This is a genomic window from Maribacter sp. Asnod2-G09, assembly GCF_045063795.1.
In the GTDB taxonomy this organism is placed as follows: Bacteria; Bacteroidota; Bacteroidia; order Flavobacteriales; family Flavobacteriaceae; genus Maribacter.
Window position 1 is genome coordinate 811925 of record NZ_JBEFOA010000005.1, and the last position, 25819, is coordinate 837743.

Here is a 25819-nt window from a genome sequence, read left to right on the forward strand (position 1 = left end):
AATTATAGTATTACTCACAGAACTTATAATCTAAACAGATTGCTTTCTTTATGTCATCTTCAGAAAAGCCTAAAATTTTCAATGCTAAGATTAGTGCTTCCATTTCCTTTTTTAGCTCTGAATGAGATTCTTTGGTTAAAAGTTCAAAATTGTTGAATTTAATCTCATTAAAATCTGGAAAAGGTGAAGTGGTCACCGCCCATCTATAGGACTTACCAGGCTTTAATATTAAATTATCCTTATATAATATCAATGAATTTGATGTCGTACCTAATTTAGTAATGTGATTAGTGTCCAAATCTTGTAAATGAAAATATGTAGTTAATGAATCTGTTCTATTTTCCCAAGAGAAATTTATTTCAGGAACGTACCATTTGATGCTATCCATGGGTTCTGTAAGTTTAATATTTCTATCTTCTCTATACACAACACCGGGTTGTTGTCTTGATTCTTGCTTATTGGTGAATTGCCTCCATACGTAAGAAAAGTACTTTGAAGTAAATGATTCGTTCTCGGATTTTTTTCTAAAATTCTGAAGAGAATTATAGCTATATCCACGTGGTTCTTTTAATTCGAACAATTCTCCTAATCGATTTATCAAGAAAACGGTATCAAGTTTACGTAAGGTTAACGTATCGGATTTTCTAAAAACTGCACCACGTTGCACTGGCAAATCAACGTTAAAAAATGGTTGTCCAGATTTTTTAAAAATATAGAAGCTATTCTGTGCAATTGCCATATTTGAAAAAAGCAGCAACATAAAGCAAATAAAACCTAATCGTGATAGAAATAACCTTCCCATTTGTATTTTTTATATAAATAATGTGATAATTTTTTATAATATCCTATAAGTCCCAAACTAAAGACGACCACTGCGGTAATTACCGTTATTTTAAATAATATTCCGTTCTTAAAAAACAAAAGCGATATCCATGTAAAAATTGCGATGAACAAAAGCTGCACTAAGTTTAATCTTAGAATATAACTTGCTAATTGTCGCTTGTTTAAATATATAAAATAGGCTAACCCTACGAACGTTAACAGAATAGTTAATAATACTAATACCCAATTAGGCACAATTGTAATATAATTATTCGTCAACAGCATTTGAATAATATTGGCGTGTATAATCAAACCAAATGTATCTGGCGGACTTTTACCTACAAACTTCTTATTCATTGGAGTATAGTGCTTATCTTCAATATCATAGATATAATTATTTTCATTGCCCAAGTATCCTACCAAAATAATTTTATCTTTTAAAAATGGCATAGTTTCTTGATCTACAATATCTTTTCTTTCTAAAATCAAAAAGTTATCTCTATTGCCCGTATAATTGATAGGACGTTCTTTTTTTAAAAAAAATTCATGCCTACTTAGCCAATTATTTTGAAGGTATTTTTGCGCTACTAGAACAGGAAACGAAACCAAGGTTTGTGTATCCTTGTCCATTATGCCTTGAAAATTTCGTATTACAATAGATTCTTTATTAAAATTGAAATTGGAATAGCCTTTATTTCCTTCAGTATTAGATATGGAACTATGTGTTTCTATTTCTTTATCACCAAATATTGCGTAAGCAAAAACAAAAGCATCATTTTTTAATTTATTTGCTAAAAAATTATCCCAAACAGGATCTGTTTTTTCTTTAAAGATGACGTCCAGTCCTATCACTTTAGGCTTATGCTTCTGTACCTCATCCAACAGGTCTGCTATTTCTTTTCTATTAAGGCGATCTATGTTGACCAAAACAATTTTGTCATTCAGATCAAAATTATCGTCGTTTAATTTTTCAGCATAATACAAATCTAAATAGCTAAAGTCTTTGAAAGCATTTTTAAAGGGATTAAAGAAACTAAGATTTAACCCAATTATGGCAACTATAGCTACCACTAAAAAACTAAAAAGCATACAGAAAAAAGCTTCTTTAAAAAGTAAAAAGCCATTAGGTGGTGCTATTTTTCTTAATAGTGTTTTTATCAAAATCTTAAGGGTTAAGTTTACATTTTCTTAAAAAATGAAGATAATTCTTTTGAAAGAAGCATCAATTTTTGCCCCTCTAAATTTATAAAACTCATTCTTTCAAAATCTTTATCGATCATTAAACTTAATCTCCCTACATCACTCTTTATTAAAAGTTGTTTATACGGTTCAAAATCGGTCTCAACTGGGACTACCGCCCAATCATAAGAGGCATCATTTTTTAATAAGGACAATAATGCCTCCGTGCTCCTTTCGTTCAAGGTATCTTTTAAAAACAATTTATTAGAGTATTCATCCTTTGTTCCTGCTATCAATTGTTTCTTAATTTCATAGTCTACTATTAAATTGGCCCGTTTTAGAATATTAAAATTTTTTTCTTGAAGTATAGCCGATATATACTCGCTTTCATTATTTTCAATAGTATCTCCTCCACTTTTTAATACTTTATCTTGACAGTTACAGGATACTATTGCAAGCAAACCAATTACGACTATTTTGAGTTTTAACATGATTAAGACCTTTTAATATCTAAAATCATCATTGCCATGGAGCCTTCATCAAATTCAGCTTTAAAACCTATCTTTTCTTCATTCAACTCTATTTCATCTTTATTGATAAGCTTATCTTTAAAAATAACATAGAATTTATCTAAAAGCTCTCCTTCCATTTCATCCAATTGCTTTTTTACATTGGGCAGATCTATTTTTTCTAAGGAAAAAATAACGACTGTATAATCTGATTCTACATCTTCGTTAAGTGCAAAAAAAACTTTTGCGTTTGGCTTAGTATAAGGAATTATAACTTCTGCATTCTCAGCATTAATGTACGGACTAATAGAGTCGTTATGAGGAAAAAGTAAAGAACTAGGATTCTTTTTATCTACACCCAGAACATACACATAAGAAGGTGTATTCACTTTTGCCTTTATTCTATATCTGGTACCTTTAGGGTATGTTACCTCGGTTGAATAGTCGCCAATACTCTGCACCTCTTCCTCAACAACCACCTGTTGAAAACCATAAACAGAGCTTGTATAATCACTTTTTCCCATGTTTACGTTCATGTTAGAGCCATCTCTTAATATAAGCTCTAACTCTCCGGCCAAAATTGTTTTCTCTTTTGGCTCTGTTGTATTGGGAATCATCTCAAAGGCATACCTAGTATATTTTGGAAAATCTTCATATCTGATCCACATAAAACCGTCATTACCCCAGGTAGGTCCCCAACTATTCACTATCTCAAAAGATCCACCATATTTATCATCGTCATAACCAATGACACACATGGCGTGACCAACATCTGTTCCTAAATTATCTGGTTCAAAAACGGTCTTAGCGCTATAAAAAGAATTCTCGACCTTAAAACCTATAATTACCGGATTACCGTTTAAAAGTGAACGTTTTACACCATCTACTTTAACCTCTTCAGGTTCATCTGCCCCAAAAATTCTTGTAAAATCCTTAATTTTATTATCACCCGCAATCTCCAAAAGACTTTCAGGAATAGTGGTCTCGCACATTACATTAAAATCTTTGTAATAAGGCACTCCCTTATCTACCATGGTTTCCATAGCCTTACCAATAAACGCACCACCTTGGCAATTATAATCGTCCTGAACATTTGCATTTAAGTATGTGAAAACCGGTGAAAATGCATTTTCCGTAATAGTTGCTACTTCCTTGATATTCTTTAACCGTGCTTCTAATATTGTTCTACCATAATAAGCACTAGACCAACCAACACATGTACCATAGCCGCCTTGGTCTTTAATTGTAGGTACAAACTGTTTTAATGAGGTCGATGAAATCTCGGTTACCACATCTTGAAAAGCAACATTTCTCGCCTTTAATGGGGTTTTCTCGTACGCTTCATCATCAAATAACAAACCTGTTCTTGGTTGATTTTGACCCCAAGAAATACAACTGATAAAAAATGAAATGAATAATAGTGTTCTCATATGTAGATATTATAATGTTCTGAGAACAATTTAACATATTTTTTACAACCTAAAGTACCCACTATTAGGTATTTATCGATAAAATACGCTCATTATCAATTCTTGTAGTATATTTCTTAATTTAAGATGAAAAAAATTAAATTATTATGAGATTAAATTTTTATTGATTTCTTTTCTTAAGTAATACCCAGTAACAATAGTTGCCAGAACATCTGCAATGGGGAAGGAAATCCACACTCCCAGTTCACCAAGGTAATTAGGTAGTATTAGAATTAAAGGAATAAAGAAAAAGCCTTGCCTACTCAATGTCAATAACAAAGCTGGCACAGCCTTACCAATCGCCTGAAAATAAGCGGCACCAATTAGCTGAAGTGCAATAATCGGCGTAGCTGCAAATACCCAACGCATGGCAGATGGTGTATTCTCCATAACAAATGCGTTCGTAGTAAGTTCTAGCGCACTCATATTTGGTTTATCACTTAAAAAGAGTCCAGCGATTTCTGCAGGGAAGATCATGAGTCCTGTGAAAACTATAGTAGCTAACATTGCAGCAAATTTTATGGCGGTATAAATAGACTCCTTTACCCTATCATACTTTTGAGCACCATAATTAAACCCTGCAATAGGCAAAAAACCTTGTGTAACACCGAATACGGGAAAAAGCGCAAACATCAACATTCTACCTATTATAGCGTAAACAGCCACCATTGCTTCACCTCCTAAATCAAAAAGAATATTGTTCATCAGTAAATAGATGATACTTACTACCGCCTGACGAGATAGTGTCACTACCCCTAGCGAGCTAATTTCTTTTATAATCGAAAAGTCGATACTGAAATACTGGGCACTCAGTTTTAATTCGGAGTTTTTAGACAGAAAAAAATATAAGATATAACTAAAACACAAAAAGTAACTTATTGTAGTTGCCCAAGCGGCACCTGCCATTCCAAAATCTAAAACATTGATTAGCACATAATCTAAGACCAGATTCCCAATTGACGGAATAATCATCGCTATCATGGCAAACTTAGGCTTGCCTTCTGCCCTAATTACAGTATTGCCCATCATATTAAGTGCTAAAAATGGCACACCATATAATACGATAACATAGTAGATTTTAGCAAGCTCGAAAATGGAGCCTTTACCACCAAAAGCAGGTATTAGGGTATCTACATAAGTTAGCCCCACTGCCACCATAATTACAGTGATCAGTATGGTAAACGAAATTTGGTTACCAAATGTACGCAGTGCCTTTTCTTTATTATCAGCACCTAATGCACGCGAAATAATACTGGCACCACCAATACCGATAGCCATACCCAAAGCACCTATAAAAAAGGAAATAGGCAGTACAACATTTATTGCGGCAATGGCAATAGAACCGATCCAATTACCCACAAAAATAGAATCGACCAGTACGTTTAGCGACATTACCAATATACCTATACTTGCAGGTAATGCCTGTTTAATGAGCAAACTTGATATAGATTCCGTGCCCAATTGTTCTGCGGAAACGTTTGCCATTAGTGTGGTTTTTAATTAATTATATGCCTAGATCAAATTGCTAAACCGTAATCTCTTTATTTTGTTGAATTGCTGTTGCAATATGGTCCCATAAATTAAGGCGTTGTTGCAACGCTTTTTCAGAGCATTCTAAAACGTCATGCCATTTAGTCTCATCATCTCCGCATAATTCTTGAATCATTTTTAGTGATATCGGACCGTGGTCATCTCCATCTAACTCAATATGCCTTCGTAAATAGTACTCCAATTTAGGATATGCATCTTTACCAGCTTGATCAACAATTTTCAGGAACATATCCGGTATTAAATCTTCTCTACCAAAAGTAAATGCAGCAGCAATTTTATGAGGTTGTTGCGTATTAATAGTTTCAAAAGTAAAACTCAAGAATGACTTAACCGCATCATTCAAATCAGAATTATCAATTGTTTTAAGAACGCCATTCAACTCATTCATTCCATTTAGAAAACCTGATATTTTAGTAGTATCCGCGCCTACCTCAACCATAGCGTCCAGGTACATTTCATAATGACTTTTTAAAACACCCAACTCATTAACATCAGTTTCCTCTTCAAGAACGATCTCATTAATAAACCGTGCGGTATTTGTATTCTTTACCGGTTTCCATGGCAATGAAGTACAAGTTAAATTAATCTGTAATGCCTTTAAAAGCGACATAAAATCCCATACGGCATATACATGGCTTTCCATGAATATTTGTACATCAGTTACTGATTTCAGCTCCGAATAAAGTGCATGATTTCTTAATTGTTCTCTTAACGGTTGTAATATAATTTCTATTTCTTCGATTTTCATAGCAGTGATTGTCTAAGAATTATAATATTTTATGTGCTAGGCACTACATCTAGTTGATCAGTTGCTTGCCAATCATTTACCCACTTCGCCATTACATTTACCCAGGCATCATTATCGTTCATACAAGGAATATGCTTGTATTCCACACCACCAGCTTCCATAAACTGCTCTTTACCTTCCATTGCAATTTCTTCCAATGTTTCTAAACAATCACTCACAAATGCAGGGGTGATCACAGCCAACTTTTTCTTGCCTTCTTTAGCTAAGCGCTCAAATTCATAATCGGTATAAGGCTTTAACCATGGATCACCAGCCAAACGTGATTGAAACGAAGAGCTCACTTGCTCTTCCTTTAACCCCAAATATGCCTTTACCATTTCGGTAGTATCATAAACTTGGTGTCTATAACATGTATTATGGGCAACAGAATTTACGTTACAGCATGTACCGTCAATTTTACAATGAAAACTAGTAGGATCACTTTTACGAATATGACGTTCAGGAATACCGTGGTATGAAAACAAAATATGGTCGTAGTCAAAGCCTTCTAATCCGTCTTTTATACTCTCTGAAAGCGCTTTAATAAACTCCGGATGCTTATAAAAAGCTGGTAACGTAGTAATTTTCATTTCAGGAAAGCCTGCTTTTTGCTCTTCCAACACTTTTACGACCACCGTTTCAAAGCTAGACATCGCATAATGTGGATATAACGGAACCAGAAGTACATCGTCAACACCTTTATCTTTTAACTCTTGCATTGCCTTTTTAATAGACATGGTGCCATAACGCATACCTAAAGCCACTGGCATTTCGGTCTGTGTTTTTAATTTATTGGAGAATCGCTCAGATATAACAACTAACGGAGAACCTTCTTCCCACCATATTTTAGCATACGCTTCAGCAGATTTCTTTGGTCTGGTCTGCAAAATAATTCCCCTTACAAGAATTGTTCTTAACCATTTTGGAGCATCGATAACTCGCTCATCCATTAAAAATTCATCTAAATAGGGCTTAACATCTTTTGCAGTAGGACTTTCTGGAGAACCCAAATTGACCAATAATATACCTTTCATAGCGTATGTGTTTATTATTTGATTGCAAAAATAACACATGCAAATCGATGATATTTTAATTTTCGGCAATAGTTTTTCTATACTCTCATAAAGCAATCTAATAACTGCCTAAATAATTTTTAGTGCTGTTTAATTTTAGTAAGTTGTAATTCATCAAAAACTATAACACATTTTATAATGAATACATTTTTTGATACTGTTCCTAAAAGTGCCCTATATCTGTTTCTAGCTTCTACCTTAGGTATTCTTATTGCCTACTGGATTGTTTCGTACTTTATTAAAAAATATGGCAAAGATCCAAAATATCTATTGCCCAATGGAGCGTTTAGAAAAATTAGTCGACCCATTCTATTCATATTCCTTTCCATATTAATTCGTTCACAATCGTTACGTACGCTATTTCAAGTGGAGCATCATGAATATTGGTTTAAAAAAACGAGTACTATACTATTTATCGTTTCTGTAACCTGGCTGCTACTCAATTTATTGAAAATTGCAAAAAGTATAGTTGTCAATAATTATGATGTCAATGTCAAAAACAACCTGAAAGCCCGCCAAATATACACGCAGTTCAATATTCTAGAACGCATATTTATGATTACCATAATCATACTAGCAGCAGGTGCTGTACTTATGAGTTTTGAAAGTATTCGCGAATTAGGGGTCAGTATTTTTGCCTCTGCAGGTGTAGCAGGTATAATTATAGGTTTTTCAGCGCAAAAAATGATCGGTACCGTTTTGGCAGGTATTCAAATTGCCATTGCGCAACCTATTAAAATAGATGATGTAGTTATCGTAGAAGGAGAATGGGGTCGTATCGAAGAAATAACGCTAACATATGTAGTAGTGAAGATTTGGGATAAAAGAAGACTGATTGTACCCACGCCTTACTTCATTGAAAAACCTTTTCAAAACTGGACCAAGACTTCATCTGATATTTTAGGGACTGTTTTTCTTTATACCGACTACAACATATCTTTTGATGCGCTTAGAGAAGAATTGACCAAAATCTTAGAAAGTACAGACCTTTGGGACAAAGAAGTAAATGTACTTCAAGTAACGGAGAGTAAGCAAAATTCAGTAGAAATTAGAGCTCTTATGAGCGCAAAAGATTCCCCAACCGCTTGGGATTTGCGTGTACTTGTTCGTGAAAAATTAATTACATTTCTTCAGCAGAATTATCCAGAGAGTATTGCGCGAAATAGGGTTTTGCTAGAAAAATCTACCGATAAGAATAACAATTCATAATTTAGCTAGACCTTCTGTAATTTTAAAAAAATAAAAGACTTACGTTTTTAAGTACTAAATTCATATTTAATTAATCATTATTCCGTGAATAACCATACCAACACTACAAGAATAGCTCCCCAATTAATTGATACTTTAAAAATAGAAGGAAATAAAATTTTAAACGCTTGTAAGGCCTTAAATAGAAACACGAAATTTAGACCAGGTGTAAAATCGATCACTCATAAAGAATACCATAATATTGACTACACTGCTCAAAATATTATACTATTCGACCTACTCAAAATATACCATCTCTTTGCTTCAACTAACCAGAACACCTCTTTAACTAGCAAATTCATATTAATATATATTTATGAAAAGTTTCAAGGAAAAGATCTTTCTGAAAACTATAATTCTAAGATTCTTCAGCAACTACCCTCCTCAAAACAATTCGATAAAAATATTGAGGTAATTGAAAATATCTCTTTTTTTCAACCTATAGATGACATTAACGAAGAATTTTCTTCAAGTATCATCTTAAAAAAAATAAACAGTAATGAGTTTCTAAATATTGCATCGTTTTTAAATAGAATGGCATTATTAATGGCTCAATCTGACGGTAAAGTTTCTAAAGAAGAAAAAGATGCACTCGCTACTATTTCTAATAAAATAAACAACCCTAAACTACATATAGCGAATTCAAAATATGAAGATGTGCCCATCGATGACACATTAGAAAAGGTGATGACCGAGCTACATGAGCTTATCGGACTTGAGGAAATTAAAGAAAATGTCGAGAATTTAACCAACTTTTTAAAAGTACAGAAGCTACGTAAAGAGAACGGACTAAAAGTAAGTCAGAACTCCTTACACACCGTATTTATGGGACCTCCTGGAACAGGAAAAACTACTATTGCTCGCATGTTGGGTAGAATTTTCAAGCATTTAGGATATTTAAAAAGAGGTCATTTAGTGGAAACTGATCGGTCAGGCTTGGTAGCTGGTTATGTTGGGCAAACTGCAATTAAAACTGATGAAATTATAAGTGCCGCCACTGATGGCGTTCTATTTATTGACGAAGCATATTCTCTAACTTCTGGAGGATTAAATGACTTTGGATCAGAAGCTATAGAAGTACTCTTAAAACGTATGGAAGATTTAAGAGAGAATCTAGTTGTAGTAGTTGCTGGTTATCCTGACGAAATGGAAACCTTTATTCAGTCGAACCCTGGTTTACAATCTCGATTTAATAGATATTTCACCTTCGAACATTACAAACCTGAAACATTATTAGAAATTTTCAAGTTAATTGCTAACAAAGCTGATTTTAAACTTACAGAAGATGCAGAAGATAAAATTTCAGAAATTATTACCAGGGTATATGAAAAGAAACATCGTGGGTTTGGTAATGCCAGAACCATGCGTAATCTTTTTGAAAAAATAATTGAGCAACAAGCAAATAGAATTGTACTTATTGATTCGATTACCGAAAATATTTTAATCACCATAACAGAAGAAGACGTTCCTGAAATTTTAAAAACGGTAAAAGAGATCGTTGTTTTTAATGATTGATAATTAAATAAAAAAAATGACCACACAAGACCTAATTGATTGGTTTAGCAACAACCATATTTTCGCTATCGCTTATTTTGCAGTAATAATTATAGTTGCCTTACTATCAAATTTATTAGTAAATAGAAATAACATTTCAAATATTAAATATGTCATGTCAGTTTTGGTTTATGGCGTTACCATCCCTGGTGTTTTGGCAATTTTACTACTTCTTTATAGTATATTATTTTTACGAGCCAGTATCTTAAATGTAAATATCGTTGCTCACTTTTTACCAATAGTGGCAATGATTATAACCCTAATTATTATAAGTAGAAAAGTAAAAATGTCTCAGCTACCTGGTTTTGGTAAACTATCGAGCCTCATTATATTAATTTCTATAGTATTCATGCTGATTTTTGTACTTCAGCGAACTTATTTCGGAGTTATAATTTTAGGTGGCTTTACCCAAATGCTTGTAGTTTTTGCCGTTTTATTTATAATTCTAAAAATAGCATGGTCTAAATTGAGTAAATAACAGGCTAATTGTAACAAAAATTCATTTTAGGCTACATATAATAGTAACAACTATTTAGCGTTAGCAAAGTACCAAAGGTGATTCAAAGACTATAATTACTAAAAAATACATAAATTTAGACCTACATTTCTTGTAAGGGAAAAATTTTACCAACCAAACCCGTTTTAATGGCAAAAGAAAAATTTAATTGGAAAGCACTTTTTGTAAATGATGAAAATGCATCAACAGAAAAAGAAATAATTCCTCAAGAAGAAGAAAAAACAATTTCCTTTCCATCGGATTCAAATTCCGCTTCAAAAAATAAATTTCCTAATAAACCTACGACACAAACAGCTGTAGACAATTCAGTACTAGGCAAAGTAGTTGAAATGTATGAATCTGGTTTTGACTCTTTGAACAAACCCGGATACGACTTTTACGAATTTTTCAAAGCAATTAAGTCCGTAGGCAAAAATGATTCTTCTGTTTATCAAATGGCCTTTTCTATGGCTAAAGGGATCGATGCGAATGTTTCGAAAGAGTCTCTTTTAGAACAGTCTAACTTTTATATTCAAGAAATAGACAAAGTTCATCAACAATACCATGGTAAAGGGCAAGCTAAAAAAACCACTATCCAGAATGGTTTAAAGAGTAAAAAAGAAAGCCTTACTTCTGAAATCTCAGATTTAGAAAATAAAATTTCTGAATTACAGATACAGCTAAGTAACAAAAAAAATCAATTACAATCGATTGATTCTGATTTGATAAAAGACATTTCAGATGTAGAACAAAAAATTGTGGCTAACAATTTGGCAAGAACCAAAATTCTTGACACAATCAATGTAGTAATTGAAGGAATAAAAAACAATCTATAATAGAATAGAATGAACACAGCAGAATCAAAAAGTCACATTCTCGATTTACCGATTTTAAAACATTTCGATGATGAAAAGGGTGAGATTTCATTAAACCCAAATAATTGGCGTAATGGAGAAAAAGGCTTAAATGCAGCTTTAAAAATCGCTTTATTTGCGGCACTTGGCTACGGTGCCTGGGTATATATACTACCTCCGCTATTTACGGCACTTGGGCAGATCATTGCGTTAGCCGGCGTAGCAGTTTTTGTCATATTCTTTATTATGATGCTACCCGTTATTCTTAAAGGATTGAGAAGAGCAACAAGAAGCATTCATAAATCTTTAATACGTTATGATCCTTTTGGAGAATTACAGGAGCAAAAAGTAAAAATGCTAAAAAACCGAAAGGTTTTCAAAGAATCTAAAGCAAAGATAAAGGCTCTAAAAAGCAATATGGAAGCGGAGTCTTACAAAGCTGAAAAAGAGGCAAAAGATTATCAGACCAGAGTTGTTTCGCTACAAAAACAAGCCCAAAAGTTAAAAACTGAAATGGAGCGAATTGTAAGAGAGCGTGGGTCAGCAGGCAAAGACACCGATGAATATGTTGAGTTACATAGCAGTTTAGCGAAAAAATTATCAGAATCGCAACGCGTAACCCACCAGTTAGAACAAAGTAAAAGTTTTATTCAAAAATATGGCAGTAGAGCACATGTTATGGGTAAACTAGACCGTAAGCTAACCTTGGCAGGTACTGCTATTGATATTAAAATATCTGATTTTGAAGTTACTATTCAAATGCTAGAAAAAGAGTATGCTTTCGCAAAATCTGCAAAAGAAGCTACTGAAGGTGCAAAATCTGCAATGCATTTTACAAAAGACTGGGAACTAGAATACGCTTTAGATGTTATTACGGAGACCATCGCGATGGATATTGCCAGAACTCAAGAAAACCTATCTGACATTGATATGCTAACCAGCAAATACGATGTTGATAGCGATGAACTATATTCGCAACTTGATACTTTAGCCGATAAAATTAAAACGGGTAAAGATTATGTTCCAGATTCAGGTAAATACAATAACCCGAATTACAAATTAACTACTGAAGACAAGCAAGAAAGCGGTGGTTTTGGAAAAATGTTTGACTAATCATAACTATATAAATACAATTAAAAATGGGTAAAATTTTAAGGATTAAAAAACTTACTACGCTATCAGAACTTATTATCGCTGTTATACTATTAGGCGGTATTTTAGGTGCAGTATACTACTTTGCTCCTGGCTTAAGAGTTGGTGAGGCCAAAGTACTAGAAGGCATTAATGTTGACAAAAAAGAAGTTAACAATGTCATTACTTCTGCTAAGATGGAATTACCATCTAAAAGTGAATCTAGTGCTGTAGAAGATCAACCTTTAGTGCGAATTGCAGCATATGCATGGAACGCACAATCGGGTATCATCGTAGCTAACGGCGGACCGAAAACAACAAAAGGTTCTTTAATGGAACAAAACGGCGTTAATCTTGAAATTATTCGTCAAGATTGGCTTTCTGAACTTCGTAACATGCAAATGAAATTTGTTGAAGAATACGATCGAGGTGAAGAATTTCCTGATGCTGATAAAAGTGCATTTGCTATCATAATGATGGGTGATGGTGCTCCTTTCTATATCAGTACAATGCAACAAGCATTAGATGATAAGTTCGGAAAAGACAAATATCATGTACAAGTAGTAGGTGCTGTAGGTATTAGCTATGGTGAAGATAAACTGATAGGCCCACCAAGCTGGAAAGTTGATCCTAAAAGCATGAAAGGTGCTTTAATATCTACTGTTTTAGGTGATGGTGACTGGGTTACTGCTTTGAACTATGCTTTTGCAAACGGACTTAAAGTTAACCCTGATTCTAATACATATGATCCAGAAGCGGTAAACTTTTATCCCTCTCAAGATGATGATTATATCAAGTCTGCAGAAGAGTTGATTAAATCTCAAAAATCTGGCTGGACCGTTCCTTTGAAAGAAGTTAAAAACGGTAAATTAACTGGCAAGACTATCAACAAAAAAATCGACGGTTGTGCTACTTGGACACCTGGTGATAAAATGGTTTTTGATGCCTTGAGCGGATTTACTGATATCGCGTCAACTAAAGAATTCAACAATCAAATGGCTACTACTGTAATTGCAGTTAAAGAATGGTCAGTTGCGCATCCAAAAATTGTAAGTAATATTTTGAAATCTGCACTTACTGCTTCTAATCAAATGAAGCAATATGACGAGTGGCAAGTAAGAGCTTCAGAAGCTGTTGCTGAAACTTATGACTTAGAAACACCAAAGTACTGGTATGATATGTTTAAAGGTCAAAAGGGCAGTAAGAATGGTATTGATTACAACATGGGTGGTTCAAGAGTATTTAACTATTCTGATGTTATGCAGTATTATGGTATTACAGATGGTACAAATAGATACAAAGCAGTTTACAACCAAGTATCTAGTTATTTATTAGAGTTGAATCCTTTTGGGTTTAATGAATCTGTAAAACGAATTGTACCTTATGATGAAGCAGTTAATCTGTATTTTATAAAAAACATCAACGATATTGAATCGGGCACAGCTTATAAAGCCGATTACACGAAAGAAGCAACTGAAGTTTTAGCTTCTGGTGAGTGGAATATTAGTTTTGATACTGGTAGTGCTAATATCTCTGCTTCATCTGCAAGCACTTTAGAAAGCATCTATAACTTATTGGTACAAGCAGAAGACACGAAATTAAAATTAGAAGGTCATACAGATGATACTGGTTCTGCTGAAGCAAACTACGACTTGTCTCAAAGACGTGCACAAGCTGTTGTTACCTTCTTAAGAGGTAGAGGAATTCCACAATCTCGTTTCCAAACCGTTATTGGTAAAGGGGAAGATGAACCTGTAGCTGCAAACACTAGTAATAGTGGTAGAGCTAAAAACAGACGTGTTGTTATAGAATTATTAAAATAACATTCGCTTATTAAGATTTAATGACCGTCCCAAGAATGTGAAGAACATTGATTTTTTCCTTTTTGGGACGGTTCTTTTTTATAGAACTAGTTTATCATAAATCAAATGAAGAATTTATTTATTCCTTTTGAAAATATTGGCAAGAAACCAAGGCTATCAATTGCTGTAGGTTGGGTAGTACTGGTATTGGGTATTTGGTTTCTTTCAAGCATGGGAGAACGACACTTATTTCCGTCTCCACAACAGGTTTTACAAGGTTTTACCGAATTATATAACGAAGGGCTAGTCGTTCATATCGGCAGTTCGTTATTACTTTGCTTTTCAGCAATTGCTATTGCTATTGTAATTTCGTTAGTTATCAGTTATTTATCTACTGTACCGATTCTCAAACCTGTTGCCATTACCATTAGCAAGCTAAGATACCTTCCTTTAACAGGTATTACATTTTACCTAGCCATTCTTATAAGCGATGCTAGATCCATGCAAATATGGGTTCTGGTCGTTTTTATGAGCACCTATTTAACGACGTCATTGTTAAGTATGTTAAATGCTATTCCGCAAGAAGAATTTGACCACGCAAGATCATTAGGTTGTAACCGTTGGGAAGTTCTTTGGGAGGTTGTTGTAAAAGGTCGCATAGATTATGTAATTGATGTAATACGACAAAATCTTGCAATTGTATGGATGATGTTAGTTACCGTAGAATCGATTCTTGTAGCAGCTGGAGGTTTAGGTTTTTTAATCAAAAACTCAGACAAGTTCATGAATCATGGTAGAATTATAGCATTACAAATTGTTATACTAGCAGTAGGTCTTTTTATTGACTTCATTTTAAACTACCTAAGAAAAGCATTTTTCAGATATTCTAAAATATAATACCATGGCGTACGATATGCAAAATACCTTATTATACGTAGAAGACTTAAGTGTTGCATACGGTGATAAGACAATTATAAAAGATATTAACCTAACTGAAAAAGATGTCATTCGCGAGGGCAAAGTTACGGGGCAAGTAATCGCTATTGTTGGTCGTTCTGGGCGAGGCAAGTCTACACTATTTAAAGCACTTACCGGTTTAGTTAAACCCACAACAGGTAAAGTACTTATTGCAGATACGAACACCGGTACTGAAAACGATGCCAAAGAAGTAAACGAAGGTGATATAGGCTTTGTAGACCAAAAGTATACCTTGTTTCGAAACAAGACTGTTTATCAATCATTGCTATTTGCACTACGCAAGAAAAATATGCCGAAAGAGAAAAAGCATGAACAGATAATGACTTATTTAAAAGAGTGGGGATTAGAAAATGAAAAAGACAAATACCCTAATGAATTGTCTGGCGGTCAAAGACAACGAACGGCAGTAATTGAACAAATTTTCTGTTCGGGTCATTATATGGTTTTAGACGAACCTTTTTCGGGCTTAGATATCGGTAACATTGAAGATGTAAAAAAGGCTTTTAATCTAATTACCTCTTCTCATGAATTCAATACAATCATTTATTCTACGCACGACATTGAGTTAGCCGTTGAATTGGCAGATAGTATTTATGTCATAGGATACCCTACAATTGAGGGTAAAAAAATGGATTATGGCACTATAGTAAAACATTTTGATATGAAAGAAATGGAACTCGCTTGGAAAGATTTCGGACTTGATCATATTGAAGTGGTAAAACAAGTTAAAAACAGCATGCTAAGCTCTTAGTATTTTATTCACTGTTATGAAATATTTCTCTTTAATACTCTTTTTCCTTTTAGCTACTAACAGCATATTAGCGCAACAAATCACCTGCTCCCCTAAAGACAAGGCAGCCGTTGAAAGCAAACTAGCTGAAATTGACGGAATGTATAATGGTGATTTCGGCGAAACTATGGTGAACGTTGGTAAATCGTTTATGAAAACGCCGTATGTAGCCAAAACACTAGAGATCGGAGATACCGAAACATTGGTCGTTAATCTTCATGGTTTAGACTGTACCACATTCGTTGAGAATGTATTAGACTTTTCTAAGCTGTTGAGACAAGATGATCTGTCATTTGATGCATTCGTCAAAAACCTAGAAGTTATTAGATACAAAGATGGCGAACTAGAAGGTTACGCATCGCGTTTACATTACTTTTCTGAATGGATTGCCAACAATGCAGAGAAAGGACTTCTAAAAGATATTACCGGTGAAATTGGTGGTGCAGAAATCACCAAGGATATTAATTTCATGAGCACCCATAGAGATCTATATCCGTTTTTGTCGGATGATGCTAATTTCTCAAAGATCAAAGCTTCTGAAAACTATTTAAACAATCAGGCTATTTGTGTACTGGCACAAGATGAAATTGCCAAGAATGAGCATCTTATTCAATCTGGGGACATTATTGCATTAGCCACTTCTATAAACGGATTAGATGTTACCCATACCGGAATTGCAACCCGTGAAAAAGATGGCAGAATTCATTTACTACATGCATCGACCGGATCAATGGAGGTGGAAGTTTCTAAAAAACCGCTTGCAGAATATTTAAAAGGCATAAAAAGCAACACCGGTATGATGGTTGCGAGACCACTATAACTTTCTAACTACCTGCTAACGCTAATAAGTATTTTTTAGGTGTCGTATTATACTTCTTCTTGAACGCCGCTATAAAATGACTAGAGGTACTATACCCTACTTTGAGTCCGATTTCATTGACATTATACTGACCGGTTTCTAAAAGACGCTTTGCATATTCCATCTTATGATCAAATAAAAAGCTGTAGACCGAATCACCATAAATTTGCTTAAATCCTTCTTTCAGGCGTTTTAAACTCAAACCTATTTCACTTGACAGCTCAGCCAAAGTTGGTGGCTCTGCCATGTTAGCTAATATGATTTCTTTAGCTTTTTTAATCTTTTTCACATTTTCCTCATCTGCTAAATATGGGCATTGTTCAATATCTGCATTGGGGCTCCTATTAAAGTACAAGGCTATCAACTCGTAAATCTTACCTTTTACATAAAGCGATTTTATAGAAGGATGTAAATTATAGTTCACAATCTGACTCAAAATAACTGCTATCGAAGGTGAAAATGGTTCTTGAGAATAGTACTTTTTCTCCTTGTTATCTGAGCTTAAAAACGGAATATAATCTGCCTCTGCAGTGAATAAAGAATGAAACTTTCGCAAGGTCATTACCACAGAAACTAACGATGATTTTGGACTAAGACTTAAATTCAAAGGCAAGTCTAACTGCGTGTTATACAGCAACAAAGAATTCTCTTCTTTGACATCTAAACTATAATTACCTTGATTAAAGTTATAGCTACCACTACCCTTTAAACAAAAATGAATCTGAATAAATCGCTTGTTGATTTCACGGGTGTACTGCATAGCAACATCTTCCTCATTCTGAAATTTGAGTACGTAAAATCCGTCTTCAATTAAAACTTCGTCGTATGACCCTTGAGCGTTACTTTTTACATCCATTTTCTTAAATATATTTTATATCTATTTAGAAAGCATCTAAATAAAATAGTCCTTATTCGTTGAAACCATCATAAAATTATGGCTAATAAACTGATATTTATCATATTTTGACTAAAAATTCGGCAGACGATACTAATTGTACCGCTAGCGTTGTTTTTATTGGATGGATGCTCATATTTTTGTATCCGCTTTATGAAGGACTATCACATTTCTAAACATAACTCATTTTACACCATTGGTCTTAACTACAAAAAGGCTGATGCTGAGGCTCGTGGTAAATTTAGTTTAGACGAAGTGGCTGTAAAATCACTTTTAGTACAAGCTAAAGAACAGGGCATTGATGGGTTATTGGCAACATCAACATGTAACCGTACAGAGTTACATGGCTTTGCGCAACATCCTTTTCAACTTATAAAATTATTATGCGACCATTCTAACGGAACCGTTGAGGCGTTTCAAGAGGTAGCATATGTGTACAAAAATAAAGAAGCTATCAATCACCTCTTCAGAGTAGGTACAGGATTGGATAGCCAGATACTAGGCGATTTTGAAATCATCAGTCAATTAAAGCAAAGTTTTAAGCGTTCTAAAGAATTGGGTATTGCCAATCCGTTTATTGAAAGACTTTGTAATAGCATAATACAAGCGAGCAAGCGTATAAAGAATGAAACTGAAATTTCATCTGGCGCAACATCTGTTGCATTCGCATCTGTGCAATACATTATGCGTAATGTTGACAATGTTACCGACAAGAATATTCTTTTATTCGGAACCGGAAAAATTGGTCGTAATACGTGCGAGAATTTAATAAAGCACACTAAAAATCCGCATATCACCTTAATAAATAGAACTAAAGATAAAGCTGAGCAAATAGCAGGTAAGTTCAACCTAAAGGTGAAAGATTATGGCGATTTACAATCAGAAATAAGAACTTCAGATATTTTGGTAGTTGCAACAGGTGCACAAAAACCTACGATTACCAAAGAATTAATCTATACGAACAAACCATTATTGATATTAGATCTTTCCGTACCAAAGAACGTCGATGATTCTATTTCAGAAATGGACAATGTTACGGTAATTCATTTAGATCATTTATCTCAAATGACCGATGAAACCTTAGAGCGCAGAAAGCAATTTATTCCAGATGCAGAGGCTATAAACGAAGAGGTGAAAAATGATTTTAACCAATGGTTAGAAACTAGAAAATTTGCCCCAGTAATTAAGGCGCTAAAGCAGAAATTGAAAACTATTAAGGACGAAGAGTTAGACTACCAATCTAAAAAAACGGTCGATTTTAATTCGCACCAAGCTGATGTAGTAACCAATCGCATCATTCAAAAAATAACCAAACAATTTGCAAATCATCTAAAAGATGACACGGTAGATTCCAATTCAAGTTTAGAATTTATCCAAAAAGTATTTCAATTAGAATTGGACGAAAAATGAGTAAAGTAATACGATTAGGCACACGCGATAGTGAATTAGCCCTATGGCAAGCAAATACCGTAAAAAAACAACTTCAAGCATTAGGTCATAAAGTAAAATTAGTCCCTGTGAAATCTACGGGAGACCTAATTTTAGACAAACCCCTATACGAATTAGGAATTACGGGCGTGTTTACCAAAACATTAGATGTTGCCATGATCAATGGTGATATTGATATTGCCGTTCATTCTATGAAAGATGTACCGACTGCCTTGCCAGAAGGTATTGTAAAAGCTGCTGTTTTAAAACGCGGTAATTACATGGACATTATGGCGTTTAAAGACAATGAAGAATTCTTAGGTTCTCGCGATGGTGTAATTGCTACAGGTAGCTTGCGTAGACAAGCACAATGGCTAAATAGATACCCAACACATACGGTTGTAGATTTAAGAGGGAATGTCAATAGACGTTTAGAAAAACTGTACGAAAATGAATGGAACGGTGCAATTTTCGCTGCTGCCGGATTAGAACGCATTGGTTTAGAACCAGAAAACACAATCGGACTTACTTGGATGTTACCTGCCCCTGCACAAGGTGCTATCATGGTAGTTGCTATGGAAGAAGATGAAGAAATTCGTGAAGCATGCGCACAACTAAACCATGAAGAAACGGATACCTGTGTAAGTTTAGAAAGAGAATTTCTTAGAGAATTAGAAGGTGGTTGTAGTGCACCGATTGGAGCATTATCATATATCAATAAAGAAAATATAGTTACCCTAAAAGGTGTTTTATTGAATGTTGATGGAAGTAAAAAACTGGAAGCAGAATTGACCGCACCACTTGGTAAGCATCAAAATTTAGGTATCGACTGTGCGAAAAGTATTTTAGCCAGAGGTGGTAAACGATTAATGACCGAACTGGCAAATGCCGGATTAGAAGTCAACGTTTTTTCAACCAAAAAATTGACTCCGCCACAACAGTTGCTATTAAACATATCTGTGAATGCCGATTCAGATGATTTTATAAAAATTAATCCGAATCGTATTTCTCCTATTATCTTAAAACAGCCTCATAAAAATGTTGTTTTCACCAGTAAAAATGCGGTAGAAGCAGTATTGGCAAGTAGAGATGTTGCTGAGTTAGACTTTGAAAACATCTATTGTGTTGGCAGAAAAACACGAAGATTAATAAAAAACACTTTCGGTAAGGTGACACATTATGAAAATAATGCAAAAGATTTAGCCAACCATTTAGTGGAGTTTATTGATGGTACCGAGGTTACCTATTTTCATGGCAATCTAAGTTTAGAAGAACTACCAAGTATTTTAGAGGAAAACAATATTGAAGTTAATGCTATAGAAGCTTACCGAACTAAACTTTCAGGTAAAGCAATACCAAAAAGTGCAAAAGGGATTCTATTTTTTAGTCCGTCGAACGTAGAAAGCTATTTAAAAGAGAATTCTACAGACAGAGTAGCATATTGTATTGGTGAAACCACTGCAAAAGCAGCTAGGGAACATTTTAAAGAAGTTAAAGTTGCCAAAATACCTACTGTAGAAAGTGTTATTGAGTTGGTGAATGCAGATTATAAGGATTAGCTGTTGGCTGTTGGCTGCTAGCCATTGGCTTTTTTTAATAAATTATGAGGGACTTTAAAAAGCTTGAAATATGGAAAAATGGAATCACCATCGTCAAGCATGTTTATAGTTTAGCTCAAAAGTTGCCAAGCGAAGAAAAATTCGGACTTAAAAGTCAACTTTCAAGAGCAGCAGTATCAGTTCCTTCTAATATTGCAGAAGGATGCAGCCGAAATAGTGAAGTTGAATTTAAAAGATTTTTAGAGATTGCACTAGGTTCTCTTTTTGAAGTAGAAACTCAATTAATAATATCAGAAGAATTGAAATTTTTAGATAGCGAAGAATTGAAATCCATTTTTGACTTGATTTCAATAGAATCTAAAATGATTAATAGTCTAATTAGTAAAATAAAAAATAGCTAAAAGCCAAGGGCTAGCAGCTAAAAGCTATTACAAGAATATGAGCTTAAAAAACGACTTATTTCTAAAAGCCTTAAAAGGTGAAACGGTAGAAAGACCACCAGTATGGATGATGCGTCAAGCAGGTAGATATTTACCTGAATTCATGGCCATCAAAGAAAAATATGACTTCTTTACCAGATGTCAGACTCCAGAATTGGCATCAGAGATTACGGTTCAACCTATTCGTAGATACGGTATGGATGCCGCTATATTGTTTAGTGATATATTGGTAATTCCACAGGCAATGAACATTCATGTGGAGATGAAGCCGAATTTTGGTCCGTATTTACCGAACCCTATTCGTAGTCAAAAAGATTTAGACAGTGTTATTGTACCAGATGTTCACGAAACATTAGGTTACGTAATGGAAGCTATAAAAGCAACTAAAGAAAAATTGAACGACGAAGTTCCATTAATCGGTTTTGCAGGATCCCCTTGGACGATTTTATGCTACTGTGTACAAGGTCAAGGAAGTAAAACGTTTGATAAGGCTAAAGAGTTATGCTTTACCCAACCCGTTGTTGCACACGAATTACTTCAGAAAATTACAGATACAACCATTGCATATTTAAAAGCAAAAGTTGCTGCAGGCGTAGATGCGGTTCAAGTATTTGATTCTTGGGGCGGCATGTTATCGCCTACCGATTATCAAGAATTCTCATGGCAATACATTCAGCAAATTATCGATGCTTTAAAAGATGAAGCTCCGGTTATTGTATTTGGAAAAGGATGTTGGTTCGCACTAGGTGATATGGCAAAATCAGGCGCTTCTGCATTAGGTGTCGACTGGACCTGTTCTGCTAGAAATGCCCGTTATTTAAGTGGTGGCAAAATTACCCTTCAAGGTAACTTTGATCCATCTCGTTTGTTGTCTCCGCCTTCTGAAATCAAGAAGATGGTACACCAAATGATTAATGAATTTGGTAAAGACAGTTACGTGGTTAATTTAGGCCATGGTATTCTACCAAATGTTCCTGTTGAAAATGCCAAGGCATTTATTGATGCTGTAAAAGAATACAAGCAAGATTAACCCTAACAGGTTCAAAAAGCTTTAAAGTAGCCGATATAATAATCGCATAATGAATTCATTTCAACTACCAGATTTCGAAATTAATCCGATTTCAGAGAGAGATGGATGGCGTTTGTGCGATTTTATATCTGCCAATGCAGACCATATAAAAAGATACTTTCCTAAAACGGTAGCTGCAAATCTTAATCCGACCTTATCCAGTATTTTTGTACTTGAAAAAGTATCTGATTTTCTATCTGGCAAAGAGTACCTATTCACACTTAAAGAACCAGAAAACAGAAAAATTATAGGGCTGGTTTATTTAAAAGAACTCAAACGAGCAGCAAAAATAGCTGAAATTGCCTATTGCATATCCTACGACCTCAACAATAAAGGTTTTGCCACACAAGCAGTCAAAACCATATCAGAATGGGGCTTTAACGAACAACACCTACAGCGACTTAGAATCATAGCTCATAAATCTAACCTTGGTAGTATTAAGGTAGCAGAAAATTGTGGTTATCTTTGGAAAGAGACACTATTGAAAGAACACACTCCGCCTAACGAAGACCCGTTAGATATGGAACTTTATGTTTTACAGAATGAAAGATAAATTTTACGCTTACATAGAACAACTTCAAGATACTATTACTTCAAAATTAGAAGAAGTGGACGGTACAGCTACTTTTAAAGAAGACATTTGGGTACGCCCAGAAGGAGGTGGTGGTCGTACCAGAGTTATTGAAAACGGAGCAGTTTTTGAAAAAGGTGGCGTAAACATATCCGGAGTACATGGAGAGCTTCCGGATAGTATGAAGGCATATTTTGGAGTAGAAGATGCTAATTTTTTTGCCTGCGGATTAAGTTTAGTATTGCATCCAAAGAATCCGATGGTACCTACAGTTCATGCCAACTGGCGTTATTTTGAAATGTATGGTAAAGACGGCGAAATTGTAGATCAATGGTTTGGTGGCGGTCAAGACTTGACTCCGTATTACTTATTTGACGAAGATGCCGTTCATTTTCATGAAGTTTGCAAAACAGCTTGCGATAAACATAATCCTACATTCTACGACACCTATAAAAAACGTTGCGATGAGTATTTCTGGAACACCCATAGAAACGAAGCTCGCGGACTAGGTGGTCTATTTTTCGACTATTGCAAAGCAACTCCTGAGATGGACATGCAAGACTGGTATAACTTCGTAACCGAAGTGGGTAATAGCTTTTTAGATTGTTATGTACCAATCGTTATAAAAAGAAAAGATTTAGAATACACTAAGGAACAAAGGGACTGGCAAGAGATTAGAAGAGGTAGATATGTAGAATTCAATCTAGTTCATGACAAGGGTACGCTATTCGGTTTAAAGACAAACGGTCGAATAGAAAGTATATTAATGAGCTTGCCGCCACATGTACAATGGGTCTATGACCATCACCCAGAAAAGGGCAGTGAAGAAGAGCGTTTACTTGACGTATTGATGAAACCAAAAGAATGGGTGTAAGAATCATTCTATTTTGGATTATGCTATGCTTTACACAAGTAAGTATTGCTCAAAATTCACATTACAAAGAAGCTTTTCCTGATAAGGTAACTGTTCGGTTGTCTTTACAGACCACTTCTAATAGTTTTACTCTTAGAGATAAGATAACACGTGCAAAAACCGAGTTTATACCCAACGATAAAAGTTATTTAGGGCTATCCGTTCTATTTCGCTTTTTAGAGGTTGATTTTGGCTATGCACCTAACTTTCTCGCCGAGAATAAAGACAACGGAGATTCTAAACTAATCACCTTCAATATTCGAACATTTTTCGGTCAATACATGCAGACCTTAGATATCTACAAGCAAAAGGGATTCTTCACTAGAACATCTGAATTTACGTTGCCTGTAGATGATTTAAGAACATTTAAAATCGGAGGCACCTCTAGTTATATTTTTAATCCTGATTTTTCGTTTCGTGCTATCGGGTTTCAGAATGAATGGCAAAAGCAAAGTGTAGGTAGCTTTATTCCAAGTATATCATATTACTACACCAAGTTTAGGCTAGAAGATCCTATAATCGATAATCAATTGGAAAAATCTTTAAAGGTTGCTATTGGTCCCGGGTATTATTACAACTGGATTTTCGATGAAAACTACCTCGTTTCTGCTGGTGCAACTGGCGGATTAGGTTTTAACTATTCTAGCACAGATGGAAATTCTTCGTTTAATGGTTTAGCACAACTGATTTTTAGAATGACAGGAGGTTATAACTCAGAAAATTTCTTTAGTGGCATAAATATCAATACACAACTATTAAGTCACACATCTGATGAGAATTTCATTTTAGACGACTCCATAAGCTTTCTTGAGTTTTATGTAGGCTATCGATTTGATGCACCCAAGAAATGGATTCAAAAAGCTGATGAGATAAGTCGTAAATTCGGACTAGAATAATCAAAGTCAGAGCAATCAATTGATGCAATCGTTTGAGAATAACTGTAACTTTATAGTCAAGACTCGAAGCATTATCATCTAGATTATCGAATAAATCTCAATTACATGAAGCAAAAATATATCAAATAGACGCCTTCACCTCTAAGTTATTTGGCGGCAATCCGGCTGCAGTTTGTATTCTTGAAAAATGGTTAGAAACCGATTTAATGCAAAAGATAGCTGCTGAGAATAATTTGGCTGAAACAGCTTTTGCGGTGAAGAATACTAATCATTATGAGCTACGTTGGTTTACCCCAGAGATAGAAGTGGACTTATGTGGGCACGCTACCCTTGCAACTGCCTTTACACTCTATAATTACTACGGTTACAATGAAAATACCTTACGGTTTATTTCCCCAAGAAGCGGAGAGTTGTTAGTCCAAAAAAGTGAATCGGGATTATTAACTATGGATTTCCCTACGGATGATTTAATTGCAGTTTCAGAACAAATCAACATATCAAAAGCTGTAGGAAAACAACCGTTGGAAACATTCAAGGGCAAGACCGACTATATGCTTATTTATGAATCTCAGGAAGCAATAGAATCCATAGAACCTAATTTTCATTTATTGAATGAATTAGATTGTAGAGGGCTTATTGTTTCGGCAAAAGGCAACGATGTAGATTTTGTCTCACGCTTTTTTGCACCGCAATGCGGTATTCCAGAAGATCCTGTTACCGGTTCTGCGCATACTACTTTAACACCGTATTGGTCAGAGAAATTGAATAAGAAAATAATGACCGCCAAACAACTATCTGAACGTGGTGGTGATTTAGAATGTGAATATCATGGAGACCGCGTAAAAATATCGGGTAATGGAGTTTGTTACTTAATTGGCGAAATAGAAATATAGAATCTTTATCACTCTATTTAACCAATACAACGGCTTATAAAAGTTATCGAAAA

At 34.6% G+C, this 25819-nt stretch carries 25 protein-coding genes; 17 read left to right on the forward strand and 8 right to left on the reverse strand.

Annotation, left to right across the window (positions count from 1 at the left end):
- Window positions 1-10 precede the first annotated feature (10 nt).
- The 7 genes from ACJJVT_RS15480 to hemH all read right to left on the reverse strand — a co-directional run bounded on the left by ACJJVT_RS15480 (window position 11) and on the right by hemH (window position 7351).
- Window positions 11-802, reverse strand: a complete 792-nt coding sequence (locus ACJJVT_RS15480) for a hypothetical protein (RefSeq protein WP_405399907.1) — start codon at window positions 800-802, stop codon at window positions 11-13.
- Window positions 775-1983, reverse strand: coding sequence for a CHASE2 domain-containing protein (locus tag ACJJVT_RS15485; RefSeq protein ID WP_405399909.1), 1209 nt, complete (start codon window positions 1981-1983; stop codon window positions 775-777). Before ACJJVT_RS15485 ends, ACJJVT_RS15480 begins: the two co-directional genes overlap by 28 nt.
- Before the next feature lie 17 nt (window positions 1984-2000).
- Complete coding sequence (locus tag ACJJVT_RS15490; protein ID WP_405399911.1) at window positions 2001-2492, reverse strand: hypothetical protein; 492 nt, start codon at window positions 2490-2492, stop codon at window positions 2001-2003.
- A 2-nt stretch (window positions 2493-2494) separates the two neighbouring features.
- Window positions 2495-3940 carry a C1 family peptidase gene (locus ACJJVT_RS15495; protein ID WP_405399913.1) on the reverse strand — a complete coding sequence of 482 codons (1446 nt, stop codon included), beginning with the start codon at window positions 3938-3940 and terminating at the stop codon, window positions 2495-2497.
- Between the two features lie 144 nt (window positions 3941-4084).
- The gene (locus ACJJVT_RS15500; RefSeq protein ID WP_405399914.1) at window positions 4085-5464 is read right to left on the reverse strand and encodes an MATE family efflux transporter; all 1380 of its coding nucleotides are present in this window, start codon (window positions 5462-5464) and stop codon (window positions 4085-4087) included.
- Between the two features lie 40 nt (window positions 5465-5504).
- Complete coding sequence (locus ACJJVT_RS15505) at window positions 5505-6278, reverse strand: DUF3050 domain-containing protein (protein ID WP_405399916.1); 774 nt, start codon at window positions 6276-6278, stop codon at window positions 5505-5507.
- Window positions 6279-6307: 29 nt separating this feature from the next.
- Window positions 6308-7351, reverse strand: a complete 1044-nt coding sequence (hemH, locus tag ACJJVT_RS15510) for a ferrochelatase (protein WP_405399917.1) — start codon at window positions 7349-7351, stop codon at window positions 6308-6310.
- Window positions 7352-7528: 177 nt separating this feature from the next.
- On the opposite strand from hemH, the gene ACJJVT_RS15515 reads away from it, so the two are divergent.
- The 9 genes from ACJJVT_RS15515 to ACJJVT_RS15555 all read left to right on the forward strand — a co-directional run bounded on the left by ACJJVT_RS15515 (window position 7529) and on the right by ACJJVT_RS15555 (window position 17063).
- Entirely contained in the window at window positions 7529-8599 is a 1071-nt protein-coding gene (locus ACJJVT_RS15515; protein ID WP_405399919.1) for a mechanosensitive ion channel family protein, read from the forward strand.
- 84 nt (window positions 8600-8683) lie between these two features.
- Window positions 8684-10153 (forward strand): AAA family ATPase, encoded by a 1470-nt coding sequence (locus tag ACJJVT_RS15520; RefSeq protein WP_405399921.1) that lies wholly within the window; start codon window positions 8684-8686, stop codon window positions 10151-10153.
- 16 nt (window positions 10154-10169) lie between these two features.
- Entirely contained in the window at window positions 10170-10670 is a 501-nt protein-coding gene (locus ACJJVT_RS15525) for a hypothetical protein (protein ID WP_405399922.1), read from the forward strand.
- A 167-nt stretch (window positions 10671-10837) separates the two neighbouring features.
- Window positions 10838-11524 (forward strand): hypothetical protein, encoded by a 687-nt coding sequence (locus ACJJVT_RS15530; protein ID WP_405399923.1) that lies wholly within the window; start codon window positions 10838-10840, stop codon window positions 11522-11524.
- A 9-nt stretch (window positions 11525-11533) separates the two neighbouring features.
- Complete coding sequence (locus ACJJVT_RS15535; RefSeq protein ID WP_405399924.1) at window positions 11534-12655, forward strand: hypothetical protein; 1122 nt, start codon at window positions 11534-11536, stop codon at window positions 12653-12655.
- Window positions 12656-12681: 26 nt separating this feature from the next.
- Window positions 12682-14496 (forward strand): OmpA family protein, encoded by a 1815-nt coding sequence (locus tag ACJJVT_RS15540; RefSeq protein ID WP_324024532.1) that lies wholly within the window; start codon window positions 12682-12684, stop codon window positions 14494-14496.
- A 105-nt stretch (window positions 14497-14601) separates the two neighbouring features.
- Window positions 14602-15372, forward strand: coding sequence for an ABC transporter permease (locus tag ACJJVT_RS15545; protein WP_405399926.1), 771 nt, complete (start codon window positions 14602-14604; stop codon window positions 15370-15372).
- A gap of 4 nt (window positions 15373-15376) precedes the next feature.
- On the forward strand, window positions 15377-16204 hold the full coding sequence (locus ACJJVT_RS15550; protein ID WP_405399927.1) for an energy-coupling factor ABC transporter ATP-binding protein: 828 nt from the start codon (window positions 15377-15379) through the stop codon (window positions 16202-16204).
- A 16-nt stretch (window positions 16205-16220) separates the two neighbouring features.
- Window positions 16221-17063 (forward strand): N-acetylmuramoyl-L-alanine amidase-like domain-containing protein, encoded by an 843-nt coding sequence (locus tag ACJJVT_RS15555; RefSeq protein ID WP_405399928.1) that lies wholly within the window; start codon window positions 16221-16223, stop codon window positions 17061-17063.
- 4 nt (window positions 17064-17067) lie between these two features.
- On the opposite strand, the gene ACJJVT_RS15560 is transcribed toward ACJJVT_RS15555, so the two are convergent.
- On the reverse strand, window positions 17068-17958 hold the full coding sequence (locus tag ACJJVT_RS15560) for a helix-turn-helix transcriptional regulator (protein WP_405399930.1): 891 nt from the start codon (window positions 17956-17958) through the stop codon (window positions 17068-17070).
- A gap of 192 nt (window positions 17959-18150) precedes the next feature.
- Here ACJJVT_RS15560 and hemA point away from each other — a divergent pair, with 192 nt between their 5' ends.
- The 8 genes from hemA (at window position 18151) to ACJJVT_RS15600 (ending at window position 25766) form a co-directional block, all read left to right on the forward strand.
- Window positions 18151-19407 carry a glutamyl-tRNA reductase gene (gene hemA, locus ACJJVT_RS15565; RefSeq protein ID WP_405399932.1) on the forward strand — a complete coding sequence of 419 codons (1257 nt, stop codon included), beginning with the start codon at window positions 18151-18153 and terminating at the stop codon, window positions 19405-19407.
- Window positions 19404-20984, forward strand: a complete 1581-nt coding sequence (gene hemC, locus ACJJVT_RS15570) for a hydroxymethylbilane synthase (RefSeq protein WP_405399934.1) — start codon at window positions 19404-19406, stop codon at window positions 20982-20984. The genes hemA and hemC overlap by 4 nt, the downstream gene beginning before the upstream one ends.
- Window positions 20985-21028: 44 nt before the next feature.
- On the forward strand, window positions 21029-21385 hold the full coding sequence (locus tag ACJJVT_RS15575; RefSeq protein WP_405399937.1) for a four helix bundle protein: 357 nt from the start codon (window positions 21029-21031) through the stop codon (window positions 21383-21385).
- A gap of 37 nt (window positions 21386-21422) precedes the next feature.
- Entirely contained in the window at window positions 21423-22454 is a 1032-nt protein-coding gene (gene hemE / locus ACJJVT_RS15580) for a uroporphyrinogen decarboxylase (protein WP_405399938.1), read from the forward strand.
- Window positions 22455-22503: 49 nt separating this feature from the next.
- Entirely contained in the window at window positions 22504-23046 is a 543-nt protein-coding gene (locus tag ACJJVT_RS15585) for a GNAT family N-acetyltransferase (protein ID WP_405399939.1), read from the forward strand.
- Window positions 23036-23938, forward strand: coding sequence for an oxygen-dependent coproporphyrinogen oxidase (gene hemF / locus ACJJVT_RS15590; RefSeq protein WP_405399940.1), 903 nt, complete (start codon window positions 23036-23038; stop codon window positions 23936-23938). Before ACJJVT_RS15585 ends, hemF begins: the two co-directional genes overlap by 11 nt.
- On the forward strand, window positions 23929-24873 hold the full coding sequence (locus ACJJVT_RS15595; RefSeq protein WP_405399942.1) for a DUF4421 family protein: 945 nt from the start codon (window positions 23929-23931) through the stop codon (window positions 24871-24873). Before hemF ends, ACJJVT_RS15595 begins: the two co-directional genes overlap by 10 nt.
- Window positions 24874-24989: 116 nt before the next feature.
- Window positions 24990-25766 carry a PhzF family phenazine biosynthesis protein gene (locus ACJJVT_RS15600; RefSeq protein WP_405401050.1) on the forward strand — a complete coding sequence of 259 codons (777 nt, stop codon included), beginning with the start codon at window positions 24990-24992 and terminating at the stop codon, window positions 25764-25766.
- The last annotated feature ends 53 nt before the right edge of the window (window positions 25767-25819 follow it).

Excerpts from the sequence above, each read along its gene's own strand:
- hemC (WP_405399934.1), top strand. The coding sequence starts at position 19,404 with ATGAGTAAAGTAATACGATTAGGCACACGCGATAGTGAATTAGCCCTA.
- hemA (WP_405399932.1), top strand. The coding sequence starts at position 18,151 with ATGAAGGACTATCACATTTCTAAACATAACTCATTTTACACCATTGGT.
- ACJJVT_RS15555 (WP_405399928.1), top strand. The coding sequence starts at position 16,221 with ATGAAATATTTCTCTTTAATACTCTTTTTCCTTTTAGCTACTAACAGC.
- ACJJVT_RS15540 (WP_324024532.1), top strand. The coding sequence starts at position 12,682 with ATGGGTAAAATTTTAAGGATTAAAAAACTTACTACGCTATCAGAACTT.
- ACJJVT_RS15585 (WP_405399939.1), top strand. The coding sequence starts at position 22,504 with ATGAATTCATTTCAACTACCAGATTTCGAAATTAATCCGATTTCAGAG.
- ACJJVT_RS15535 (WP_405399924.1), top strand. The coding sequence starts at position 11,534 with ATGAACACAGCAGAATCAAAAAGTCACATTCTCGATTTACCGATTTTA.
- ACJJVT_RS15490 (WP_405399911.1), bottom strand. The coding sequence starts at position 2,492 with ATGTTAAAACTCAAAATAGTCGTAATTGGTTTGCTTGCAATAGTATCC.
- ACJJVT_RS15595 (WP_405399942.1), top strand. The coding sequence starts at position 23,929 with ATGGGTGTAAGAATCATTCTATTTTGGATTATGCTATGCTTTACACAA.
- hemH (WP_405399917.1), bottom strand. The coding sequence starts at position 7,351 with ATGAAAGGTATATTATTGGTCAATTTGGGTTCTCCAGAAAGTCCTACT.
- ACJJVT_RS15545 (WP_405399926.1), top strand. The coding sequence starts at position 14,602 with ATGAAGAATTTATTTATTCCTTTTGAAAATATTGGCAAGAAACCAAGG.
- ACJJVT_RS15525 (WP_405399922.1), top strand. The coding sequence starts at position 10,170 with ATGACCACACAAGACCTAATTGATTGGTTTAGCAACAACCATATTTTC.
- ACJJVT_RS15500 (WP_405399914.1), bottom strand. The coding sequence starts at position 5,464 with ATGGCAAACGTTTCCGCAGAACAATTGGGCACGGAATCTATATCAAGT.
- ACJJVT_RS15515 (WP_405399919.1), top strand. The coding sequence starts at position 7,529 with ATGAATACATTTTTTGATACTGTTCCTAAAAGTGCCCTATATCTGTTT.
- ACJJVT_RS15495 (WP_405399913.1), bottom strand. The coding sequence starts at position 3,940 with ATGAGAACACTATTATTCATTTCATTTTTTATCAGTTGTATTTCTTGG.
- hemE (WP_405399938.1), top strand. The coding sequence starts at position 21,423 with ATGAGCTTAAAAAACGACTTATTTCTAAAAGCCTTAAAAGGTGAAACG.
- ACJJVT_RS15575 (WP_405399937.1), top strand. The coding sequence starts at position 21,029 with ATGAGGGACTTTAAAAAGCTTGAAATATGGAAAAATGGAATCACCATC.
- ACJJVT_RS15550 (WP_405399927.1), top strand. The coding sequence starts at position 15,377 with ATGGCGTACGATATGCAAAATACCTTATTATACGTAGAAGACTTAAGT.
- hemF (WP_405399940.1), top strand. The coding sequence starts at position 23,036 with ATGAAAGATAAATTTTACGCTTACATAGAACAACTTCAAGATACTATT.
- ACJJVT_RS15560 (WP_405399930.1), bottom strand. The coding sequence starts at position 17,958 with ATGGATGTAAAAAGTAACGCTCAAGGGTCATACGACGAAGTTTTAATT.
- ACJJVT_RS15480 (WP_405399907.1), bottom strand. The coding sequence starts at position 802 with ATGGGAAGGTTATTTCTATCACGATTAGGTTTTATTTGCTTTATGTTG.
- ACJJVT_RS15530 (WP_405399923.1), top strand. The coding sequence starts at position 10,838 with ATGGCAAAAGAAAAATTTAATTGGAAAGCACTTTTTGTAAATGATGAA.
- ACJJVT_RS15505 (WP_405399916.1), bottom strand. The coding sequence starts at position 6,278 with ATGAAAATCGAAGAAATAGAAATTATATTACAACCGTTAAGAGAACAA.